Source organism: Streptomyces sp. NPDC056883, assembly GCF_042788835.1.
Taxonomy (GTDB): domain Bacteria; phylum Actinomycetota; class Actinomycetes; order Streptomycetales; family Streptomycetaceae; genus Streptomyces; species Streptomyces stoeckheimensis.
Window position 1 is genome coordinate 321,398 of record NZ_JBHUBS010000005.1, and the last position, 10,596, is coordinate 331,993.

Annotated in this window: 9 protein-coding genes; 7 read left to right on the forward strand and 2 right to left on the reverse strand. The window is 73.5% G+C overall.

Annotation, left to right across the window (positions count from 1 at the left end):
* Nucleotide 1: 1 nt before the first annotated feature.
* Together ACFRU2_RS16160 and ACFRU2_RS16165 are read right to left on the reverse strand one after the other, a co-directional pair.
* Nucleotides 2-652, reverse strand: a complete 651-nt coding sequence (locus ACFRU2_RS16160; protein WP_382972321.1) for a dihydrofolate reductase family protein — start codon at nucleotides 650-652, stop codon at nucleotides 2-4.
* A gap of 142 nt (nucleotides 653-794) precedes the next feature.
* On the reverse strand, nucleotides 795-1,655 hold the full coding sequence (locus ACFRU2_RS16165) for an HAD family hydrolase (protein WP_382972323.1): 861 nt from the start codon (nucleotides 1,653-1,655) through the stop codon (nucleotides 795-797).
* Nucleotides 1,656-1,796: 141 nt separating this feature from the next.
* Between ACFRU2_RS16165 and fahA the strand changes: the two genes are divergently transcribed.
* From fahA to ACFRU2_RS16200, 7 genes are all read left to right on the forward strand, one after another.
* Complete coding sequence (gene fahA / locus ACFRU2_RS16170; RefSeq protein WP_382972325.1) at nucleotides 1,797-3,020, forward strand: fumarylacetoacetase; 1,224 nt, start codon at nucleotides 1,797-1,799, stop codon at nucleotides 3,018-3,020.
* 150 nt (nucleotides 3,021-3,170) lie between these two features.
* A complete protein-coding gene (locus tag ACFRU2_RS16175; RefSeq protein WP_382972327.1) occupies nucleotides 3,171-3,941 on the forward strand; it encodes a GntR family transcriptional regulator in 771 nt (256 codons plus the stop codon).
* A 49-nt stretch (nucleotides 3,942-3,990) separates the two neighbouring features.
* Nucleotides 3,991-4,218: a ferredoxin family protein gene (locus ACFRU2_RS16180; protein ID WP_030710222.1), complete on the forward strand. Its 228-nt coding sequence runs from the start codon at nucleotides 3,991-3,993 to the stop codon at nucleotides 4,216-4,218.
* 14 nt (nucleotides 4,219-4,232) lie between these two features.
* The gene (locus tag ACFRU2_RS16185; RefSeq protein ID WP_382972329.1) at nucleotides 4,233-5,585 is read left to right on the forward strand and encodes an ABC transporter substrate-binding protein; all 1,353 of its coding nucleotides are present in this window, start codon (nucleotides 4,233-4,235) and stop codon (nucleotides 5,583-5,585) included.
* A complete protein-coding gene (locus ACFRU2_RS16190; RefSeq protein WP_382972331.1) occupies nucleotides 5,582-6,562 on the forward strand; it encodes an ABC transporter permease in 981 nt (326 codons plus the stop codon). The genes ACFRU2_RS16185 and ACFRU2_RS16190 overlap by 4 nt, the downstream gene beginning before the upstream one ends.
* A 455-nt stretch (nucleotides 6,563-7,017) precedes the next feature.
* Entirely contained in the window at nucleotides 7,018-7,764 is a 747-nt protein-coding gene (locus tag ACFRU2_RS16195; protein ID WP_382972333.1) for an ABC transporter ATP-binding protein, read from the forward strand.
* Between the two features lie 22 nt (nucleotides 7,765-7,786).
* Entirely contained in the window at nucleotides 7,787-10,453 is a 2,667-nt protein-coding gene (locus ACFRU2_RS16200; protein WP_382972335.1) for a fumarate reductase/succinate dehydrogenase flavoprotein subunit, read from the forward strand.
* Nucleotides 10,454-10,596: the final 143 nt, after the last annotated feature.

A 10,596-nucleotide genomic window follows, 5' to 3' on the forward strand; every position in this document is an offset into this window, starting at 1 on the left:
TTCACCTCCGCCAGAACAGGTGGTGCACGACTCCGCTCGGGCTGGGCACGACCTCGAGGTGGAACCGGTCGAGCAGGTCCTCGGGCGACTCCCACAGCCGCAGGCCCTCGCCGTACTCCACGGGCGCGACGGCGATGTGCAGGGTGTCGACGAGGTCCGCGTCGAGGAACTGCCGGACGGTGGTGACCCCGCCGCCGAGCCGCACGTCCTTGCCCCGCGCCGCCTCGCGCGCCCGTTCGAGGACCGTGAGCGGGTCGCCGCCGACGAAGTGGAAGGTCGTGTCGGAGAGCGTGACCGAGGGCCGGTCGTGGTGGGTCATGACGAAGACCGGGGTGCGGAAGGGGGGCTCGTCGCCCCACCAGCCGACCCAGTCGTGGTCGAGCCAGGGCCCGCGCTGGGGGCCGAACTTGTTGCGACCCATGATCTCGGCGCCGATGTCGCGGGCGAAGTCCCGGGTGAAGTAGTCGTCGAGGCCGCGGCTGCCCCCGGCGTCGGTGCGCATGGGCCAGCTCGCCGTGGCCCCGGCCCAGGAGAACAGGCGCTCGGCACCGGGAAGGCCGAAGGGGTTCTCCAGGCTCTGGTGCTCGGGCTCGCCGGCGGCGACCCCGTCCCGCGAGACGTTGAAGTTCATGACTCTGAGTAGCTGGCTCATGGGGTGTCCTCGTCCTGTCCGGGCCTGTCCGGGCCTGTCGATGCTCGTGCGGCGCGGTGCCCCGCATCAGGATGTCGAACGGGACGCGCCGGAATCGACAGCGGCCCTCACCTTTCCCGGAAGCCACCCGGACGCCCCCACGTCACCGCCCCCCGTACAGCCGTTCCAGGACCACCGCCACGCCGTCCGCCTCGTTCGAGAGGGTGACCTCGTCCGCCACGGCCAGGAGTTCCGGGTGGGCGCCGGCCATCGCGACGCCGTGCGCCGACCACGCGAACATCGGGACGTCGTTCGGCATGTCGCCGAAGGCGATCGTCTCGGAGCCCGAGACGTCCAGGAGCTCCGCCGCCACCGCCAGGCCGCTCGCCTTGTCGATGCCCGGCGGCTGGAGTTCCACCGTGTGTTCCCCCGCCATCGTGACGTTGACCAGGTCCCCGGCGACCGATCTGGCCACCGCCGTCAGCTCGTCGTCCGAGAGGCGCGGGTGCTGGAGCAGCACCTTGGTGATCGGCGCGGACCAGAGGTCGGAGCGCCGGGCCACCCGGACCGTCGGCAGGTGCGCGTGCCACGTCCGGTACCCCGGCTCCATCAGCATCTCCGCGTCGATGCCCTCCTGGTTGACCGCCGCGAAGACCTCCCCGACCTCCGCCTCGATCTTCCCGAGGGCGACCTCGGCCAGTTCCCGGTCCATGGCCACGGAGTGCAGCAGCAGCCCGGCCGCCGCGTCGTAGACCTGCGCCCCCTGCCCGCACACCGCGAGCCCCGTGTAGCCGAGGCCGTCCAGGACGTGGCGGACCTGCGGGACGGGGCGGCCCGTCACGATGATGTGCCGGGCGCCGGCCGCCCCGGCGGCCCGGAGCGCCGCGCGGGAGCGGGCCGAGACGGCGTCTGCGGCGCGCAGCAGCGTCCCGTCCAGGTCGGTGGCGACGAGGGCGTAGGGCAGGGCGTCGGGGAAGACGCCGGGGAGGACGTCAAAGGGGACGTGGGGAAGGGCGGAAGTCACGTGTTCAAGGATACGGACCGCTTGGTACAAGTCGTATGAATAACGCCCGAATCCGGCCTCCCACGGGCCCCACAAGCCCTCTAACCTGTCAACCAGCCCCCGGGACACCCCCGGGCAGCGTCGAAAGCGAGGCAGCATCCCATGCCCCAGCAGAGCCCCCTCGACATCCCCGAGGGCGACCCGTTCGGGCCGCACAACCTCCCCTACGGCGTCTTCTCCACCGCCGGGGACGAGCGGCGCCGCATCGGTGTCCGCATCGGCGGGTACGTGCTCGACGCCGGGGCCGCCGCGGCCGCGCTCGGCTCCCCGTACGCCGGACTGCTCGGGCAGCCCTCCCTCAACCCGCTGCTCGCCGCGGGCCGCACCGCCTGGAAGGACGTGCGCCGCGCGCTGACCGCGTGGGTCACCGACCCCGGCCACCGGCCCTCCGTGGAACCGCACCTGCTGCCGCTCGAAGACGCCGTGCTGCACCTCCCGTACGAGGTCGCCGACTACGTCGACTTCTACGCGAGCGAGCACCACGCCACGAACGTCGGCAAGATGTTCCGGCCGGACGGGGACGCGCTGACCCCCAACTGGAAGCACCTGCCCATCGGTTACCACGGCCGGGCCGGCACGATCGTGGTGTCCGGCACCGACGTCGTGCGCCCCTCGGGCCAGCGCAAGGCGCCGGCCGACCCGGCGCCCGTCTTCGGGCCCTCCGTGAAGCTCGACATCGAGGCCGAGGTCGGCTTCGTCGTCGGCACCCCCTCGGAGCAGGGCCGCCCCGTGGCCCTCGCCGACTTCGAGGAGCACGTCTTCGGGCTGTTCCTGCTCAACGACTGGTCCGCGCGCGACATCCAGGCCTGGGAGTACGTGCCGCTCGGCCCCTTCCTCGGCAAGTCCTTCGCCACCTCCGTCTCCGCCTGGGTCACCCCGCTGGAGGCCCTGGACGCGGCCCGGGTCGCCCCGCCCGCCCGGGACTTCCCGCTCCTGCCCTACCTCGACGACTCCGGCGCCGACCGGCCCGGCGGCTTCGACCTGCACATCACCGTCTCCGTCAACGGGCAGGAGGTGGCGCAGCCGCCGTTCGCGTCGATGTACTGGACCGCCGCCCAGCAGCTCGCCCACATGACCGTCAACGGCGCCTCCCTGCGCACCGGCGACGTGTACGGCTCGGGCACCGTCAGCGGCCCGGAGACCGGCCAGCGCGGCTCGCTGCTGGAGCTCACCTGGAACGGCCGCGACGCCATCGAGCTCACCGACGGCAAGCGCACCTTCCTGGAGGACGGGGACACCGTCACGCTCACCGCGTGGGCACCGGGCGCCGACGGCACCCGCGTGGGCCTCGGCGAGGTCAGCGGCCGCATCGTGGGCACTCTCTAGTCCACATCGCGGGACGAGCACCGACGGCGGGGTGGCGGATCTTTCCGCCGCCCCGCCGTTCTCGCAGGTCATGGCCGTACGCGAACACCCGCGAGTGGCGCAACACTGCGGCAACACCACCGACCCGGCCCCCTCGGTATGTTCCCTGCCATGCCAGCCGAACGCACCCGCGAACACACCGTCCCGGTCGCCGCCGCGCGCCGCCGACGGCTGCGCGCGGACCAGGCGCGACAGCTCGCCGACCTGCTGCGCCACCAGATCCTGGCGGGCGGCTACCCCACCGGCGTCCTCCCCCTGGAGGACGTCCTCGCCACCGACTACGGCGCCGGCCGCAACACCGTGCGCCAGGCCCTGGACCTGCTGCGCGGCGAGCAGCTCGTCGAGCGCCGCCCCGGTGTCGGCACCGTCATCGTGTGCGCCAAGTACCCGCACGGCCTCGACCGCCTCCAGGGCCTGGCCGAAACCCTCCACGAACACGGCCGGGTCACCAACGAGGTCCGCACCGTCGGCCCCGTCCGCGCCCCGGCCCCCGTCGCCGACCGGCTGCGCCTGCCCGAGCACTCCGACGTGCTGTACATCGAGCGGCTGCGCCGCCTGAACGGGCTGCCGCTCTCGCTGGACCTCACGTACGTCCCCCTGGACATCGGCGCGGACCTGATCGGCTGCGACCTGGAGAACACCGACGTCTTCCGGCTGCTGGAGTCCCTGACCGGGCAGCCGCTCGGCCACGCCGAGATCACCCTCGAGGCCGTCAACGCCGACGCGCACTCCGCCGCCGTCCTGCAGGCCCCGCGCGGGGCCGCCGTCCTGATGCTGGAGCGCCTCACCCACCTCGGCGACGGCCGGCCCGTGGACCTGGAGTTCATCCGCTTCCGCGGAGACCGGATCACCATGAGCGGCCTGCTGCACCGCGGCGCTTAAGTCCCCGTAGCCCTCGTAGCCCTCTCTTCCTCCCTTCCTGGAGACAGCCATGCCTCTGGTCCCCCAGCGCGGCGACGTGCCCGTGACCATCGACGAGTCCCTGTGCATCGACGGCTGCACCCTCTGCGTCGACATGTGTCCGCTCGACTCGCTCGCGATCCGCGAGGACAACGGCAAGGCGTACATGCACGTGGACGAGTGCTGGTACTGCGGCCCGTGCGCCGCCCGCTGTCCCACCGGCGCGGTGACCGTCAACATGCCCTACCTGCTCCGGTGAAAGGCCCGATCCCGATGCGTACGAGAACCCTCGCGCCCGCCCTCCTGCTGATCCTCCCGCTGGCCACCGCGTGCGGTGAGTCCTCCGGTACGGGCGGCAGCGGCAAGACGGTCACGGTGACCGTCGGCTACCAGTCCAAGACCATCAACACCGTCACCGCCGGTACGCTCCTGCGCTCCCTCGGATACTTCGAACAGGAGCTCGCGGCGCGCGGCAAGAAGGACGGGGTCACCTACAAGGTCGACTGGCAGGACTACGCCACCGGCGCCCCGATCACCGCCCAGATGACCGCCGGGAAGATAGACATCGGCTCGATGGGCGATTTCCCCCTCCTCATCAACGCGGCGCGCGGCAAGGAGCTGAAGCAGCCCACCCACCTCGTCTCCGTCACCGGCTACAACCTGCGCGGCGGCCTCAACACCGTGGTCACCGCCCCCGACGCGAAGCTGGAGTCGCTCGCCGACCTGCGCGGCAAGAAGGTCTCCACCTCGGTCGGTTCCGCGGCCGACGGGACGCTCGTACGGGCCCTGCAGCGCGCCGGGATCGATCCCGAGAAGGGCATCGAGAAGCTCAACCAGCAGCCCAGCGTGGGCGCTTCCGCCCTCCAGGCGGGCAGCGTCGACGCTCTGTCGCAGTTCGTCGCCTGGCCGGGCCAGCTGGCCTTCGAGGGGCGGGCCAAGGCCCTGTACGACGGGGCCGAGCTGAACCTGCCGACCTTCCACGGGGTCACGGTCCGCGAGAAGTTCGCGGCCGAACGCCCCGCGGTCCTGGAGGACTTCCTGCGGGCCCAGCGCAAGGCGACCGAGCACCTGCGCACCCAGCCGGTCGCGGCGGCCGAAGCGGTGGCCAAGGAGACCGGGCTGCCTGCGGAGGTCGTCTACCTCTACAACGGGGCCAACGGCATCGCGACCTTCGACCCGGCGCTGCGCCCCGAGCTGCTGGCGGCGCTGAAGGAGGACGTCCCCGTCCTCCAGGCGGCCAAGCTGGTGGACTCCGTCGACGTCGACGCCTTCGTGGACCCCGCGCCGCTCAAGCGCGCCGCGGCGGGCACCCAGGACTACCCGGCGGCCGCACCGGCCCGCCCGGAGCTGTGGCTGAAGGAGGGCAACCGCACCCAGGCCTTCGACACTCCGGCGGCCCTGCTGAAGGCGCTCAAGGCCGCCGGCCCCGGCGGTGTCCGGGCGGCGTACGTCCCGGACGCGGTGACGGGCACCCTCTGGTTCGCCGACAAGGCCGTCTGGGTGGCGGAGGGCGCCGAACTGCGGGCGTTCGTCACCCCGTCGGGCGCCAAGGCGTACGCCGACCAGCACGCGGGGTCCGGAGCGCGGATCGTGAGCTTCGCCGAAGCCGGAACCCTCGCGTCATGACGGCCCGCCGCCGGCTGCTACGGCTGACGTCGCTCGCCGCGGCCCTGGTCACCTGGCAGCTCCTGACGTCCCTCGACGTCAACCTGTGGCTCCGCTTCGAGCAGTTCCCGACCGTGGGCGAGGTGGCCTCGACGTTCGCCGACCGGGCGACGACCGGCCCCTACTGGCAGGACCTCGGCTTCAGCCTGCGGCGCATCGTGACGGGCTTCGTCCTGGCGTCCGTCCTGGGGGTGGCGGCGGGCACGGCGATCGCCCGCTCCCGGCTCGCGGCGGACCTGCTGGGCCCGGTCCTCGAAGTCCTGCGGCCGATCCCGGCGATCGCGCTGGTCCCGGTGGCGATCCTCCTCTTTCCCTCCAACGAGCAGGGGATCGTCTTCATCACCTGCGCGGCGGCGTTCTTCCCGGTCCTCGTCTCCACCCGGCACGCGGTGTCCGCGCTGTCCCCGGTGTGGGAGGAAGCCGTCCTCACCATGGGCGGTACCCGCCCCCGCATCCTCTTCTCGGTGGTCCTCCCCGGAGCCCTCCCGGGCATCTTCGGCGGACTCTCGGTGGGCATCGGGGTGTCCTGGATCTGCGTGATCTCTGCCGAGATGATCTCCGGGGAGTACGGGGTCGGCTACCGCACCTGGCAGGACTACACGGTCGTGGACTACCCCGGGGTCTTCGTCGGCATGGCCACGATCGGCGCCCTGGGCTGGCTCACGTCAACAGCGGTAGAACGCACGGGCCACCACCTAACCCGCTGGCTCCCCACCCGCACGACGCCGACACCCCGCGCGCCGGTGCCCCGCGGCCCGGTGCCCCACGGCCAGGTCTCCCACGGCCAGGAGGCACGCGACCCGGCCTCCCCCGGCGGCTCCCGCCCCGCTGAGTCCACCCGACCCGAGCCCCTCAGCCCGGATTCCTCCGGTACGGGGCTCCACCCCGTGGGCTCCCACGCCCGGGCCCCGGCCCCGGCCGACGGGCCGCCCGGCTAGCCGCTGCGCGGGGCGGAGTTCCCCTACCCGCCCTTCGCCCGTTCCCCGGGCTCTGCCCGGACCCGCGCCTCAAACGTCGGCGAGGCTGGAAGGGGTGCCCCGGGCGCAGCCCGGACCCCCTGGGGCTCCGCCCCAGACCCCGCGCCTCAAACGCCGGCGAGGCTGGATTTTCGCTGGCGTCAGCCACATCCAGCCCCTCCGGCGTTTGAGGAGTGGGGGTCCGGGGGCTGGCCCCCGGCAACGGGTCCGGGCGGAGCCCGGGGCCCCCTTCAGCCCGTCCGGCGTTTGAGGACCGGGTCCGGGCAGAGCCCGGGGAACGGGCGAAGGGCGGGTAGGGGACTCCGCCCCGCAGGGCCGACCCATCCGCACCACCCGGGCCACCCAAGCCACCCGGGCCACGGACCCACCGAAGCCACCGAAGCCACCGAAGCCACCTGCCAAGGAAGGAAGAGGACATGCCACCCCTACAAGCGCCCCCCTCACCCCCCACCACCGGCGCATCCCTCCGCCTGAGGGGATCCCTGGGCCGCCCCGCCGACAAACCCGTGCTCGACGCCGTCGACCTCGACATCCGCCCGGGCGAGGTGCTGACGGTCGTCGGCCCGTCGGGCTGCGGCAAGTCCACCCTCCTCCGCACCCTCGCCGGCCTCCTCCCCCCACTGGCCGGCACCGTCGAGCAGGACGGCCACCCGATCACCCGCCCCGACGCCACCCGCGCACTCGTGTTCCAGGACGACGCCCTCCTCCCCTGGCGCACGGTCCGCGCCAACGTCGAACTCCCCCTGTCCATCCGCGGAGCCACCCGCGCGGAGCGCCGCCGCACCGCCACCGACTGGCTGGAGCGCGTAGGACTCGCCGAGCACACCCACAAGCACCCGCACCAGCTCAGCGGCGGCCAGCGCCAGCGCGTCCAGCTGGCCCGCGCCCTCGCGGCCGCGCCCCGCGCCGTCCTCATGGACGAACCCTTCGGCGCGCTCGACGCCCAGACCCGCGCCGAGATGCAGGACCTCCTGGTCACCGTCCTGGCCGGTACCGGCGCCACCGTCGTCTTCGTCACCCACGACGTGGACGAGGCCCTCCACCTCGGCGACCGCGTCGCGCTCCTCGCCACCGGCGAGCTGATCGACGTACCGCACCCGCGCACGCGGACCCGCACAGCGGACCGCTCCGCACTGCGCCGCCGCATCCTCGACTCCCTCTGAAAGGCCCCCCGTGGACATCCCCATGGACCTCCCCGCGATCGCCGACGCCGAGGAACTGACCTGCGACGTCCTCGTCATCGGCGGCGGCACCGCCGGCACGATGGCGGCGCTGACCGCCGCCGAGGCCGGTGCGCGGGTGCTGCTCCTGGAGAAGGCACACGTACGGCACTCCGGCGCCCTCGCCATGGGCATGGACGGGGTCAACAACGCGGTCATCCCCGGCCGCGCCGAGCCCGACGACTACGTCGCCGAGATCACCCGCGCCAACGACGGCATCGTCGACCAGTCCACGGTCCGCCAGACGGCGACCCGCGGGTTCGGCATGGTGCAGCGCCTGGAGTCGTACGGGGTGAAGTTCGAGAAGGACGAGCACGGCGAGTACGCGGTCCGCCAGGTCCACCGCTCCGGTTCGTACGTGCTGCCCATGCCGGAGGGCAAGGACGTCAAGAAGGTCCTCTACCGGCAGCTGCGCCGCCGCGAGATGCGCGAGCTGATCCGGATCGAGAACCGGGTCATGCCGGTCCGCGTCCTGACCTCCCCCGAGGACGGCCGGGCGATCGGCGCGGCCGCCTTCAACACCCGTACCGGCGCCTTCGTGACCGTCCGCGCCGGGGCCGTCATCCTGGCCACCGGCCCGTGCGGCCGGCTCGGACTGCCGGCCTCCGGATACCTCTACGGGACGTACGAGAACCCCACCAACGCCGGTGACGGCTACGCGATGGCCTACCACGCGGGCGCCGCGCTCACCGGCATCGAGTGCTTCCAGATCAACCCGCTGATCAAGGACTACAACGGCCCGGCCTGCGCGTACGTCGCGAACCCCTTCGGCGGCTACCAGGTCAACCGGCACGGCGAGCGCTTCGTCGACTCCGACTACTGGTCGGGCCAGATGATGTCCGAGTTCGCCGCCGAACTCGCCTCCGACCGCGGCCCGGTGTACCTCAAGCTCAGCCACCTCCCCGAAGAGACGGTCTCGGCCGTCGAATCGATCCTGCACACCACGGAACGCCCCACCCGCGGCACCTTCCACGCGAACCGCGGCCACGACTACCGCACGCACGACATCGAGATGCACATCTCGGAGATCGGCCTGTGCGGCGGCCACTCGGCCTCCGGCGTACGCGTCGACGACCACGCCCGCACCACCGTGCCCCGGCTCTACGCGGCGGGCGACCTGGCCTCGGTCCCCCACAACTACATGATCGGCGCCTTCGTCTTCGGCGACCTGGCGGGCGCTGACGCCGCGCAGTACGAGCCGTACGAGGGGGACTTGCCCGCGGACCAGCTCGCCGCCGCCCACGAACTGATCTACCGCCCCCTCCGCCACCCGGACGGCCCGCCGCAGCCGCAGGTCGAGTACAAGCTGCGGCGGTTCGTGAACGACTACGTGGCCCCGCCCAAGACGGGCGCGAAGCTGTCGCTCGCCGTGGAGGCCTTCACCCGGATGGAGCGGGAGATCGGCGAGATGGGAGCCACGACCCCGCACGAGCTGATGCGCTGCGCGGAGGTCTCCTTCATCCGGGACTGCGCGGAGATGGCGGCGCGGGCCTCGCTGGCCCGGACGGAGTCCCGCTGGGGTCTGTACCACGAGCGCCTCGACCACCCCGAGCGCGACGACGCGGGCTGGCTGCACCACCTGGACCTGCGCAAGTCCCCCTCCGGGGCCATGGAGTTCACGGCGCGCCCGGTCGATCCCTACCTCGTCCCCGTCGCGGAGTTCACCCCGACGGGCGGGCCCTCCCGGCACCTGGGCGAGGTCGAACTGGTCGGCGTGGCCCTGGCGGGCGGTGGGGCCCGGGCGGCGGCCCCCTCTCCCACCGGCCGATCCGGCCCCGGCTCGCCCCGCATCCTGGAGCTCCTGTCCCTCTCGGAGACGGCCCCGGCCTTGGACGCCCTCCTCCCCTACCTCCACGACCCCGACCCGGCGGTCCGCGCCACGGCGGTGGCGGTGCTCGGCGAAACCGTCCCGGCGGGGGCCGGCCCCGCCCTCGGGGAGCGGCTCGCCGACCCCGACCCGGCGGTCCGCGCAGCCGCGGCGGCCGCACTGCGCGAACTCCTGGAGGTCCTCGAACCCGACTCCGCCCTCGGCACGGCCCTGCGGACGGGCCTCGGGGTGGCGGATCCGGCGGTCCGCTCCTCGGCACTCGAAGCCCTACGGGTCCTGCGGCTCGGGGAGCCCGCCCTGTACGAGCAGTCCCTGCGGGACCCCGACGTGGACGTCCGCATCCAGGCGGTCCGGGCGCTGGTCTCGGTGGACGCGGTGGAGCCGGTGGCTTCGGCCGTCGGCGACGCCTCCCGGGAGGTCCGGGTCACGGTCGCCAAGGCCCTCGGGACCCTGCGGGCCGCCGCCCCGCTCGCTCCGCTCCTCTCCGACACCGACCTGCTGGTCCGGGCCGCGGCCCTGACCGCCGTCGCCGCCACGGGCGGGCACGCGCAGGCGGTGGTGTCCGCGCTGTCCGACCCGGCGTGGCAGGTACGCGCGGGGGCCGCCGCCGGGCTGTCCTCGGCGGCGCCGGGGGTGGCGGTACCCGCCCTCACCCAGGCCCTGTCCGACCCGAACGCGGACGTCCGCAAGGCCACGGTCCTCGCCCTGCGCTCCCACCGCCCCGACCCGGCGGCCGCCGCAGCCCTGGCGACGGCCGTCTCCGACCCGGATGCGGACGTCCGCGCGTACGCCGGCCGCTTGTAGACCACCCGCCTGCGGGCCGTCCCGGAAAGAACGACGGCGGGGGGGGGGGGGGGGGGGGGGGGGGGGGCCGGGCGCGTCTGGTGTCCGGAGTGTACCGTTTGTCGGAGGGGGGGGAAAGCAGCCGGGGGCTTTGTGCGGGCGGA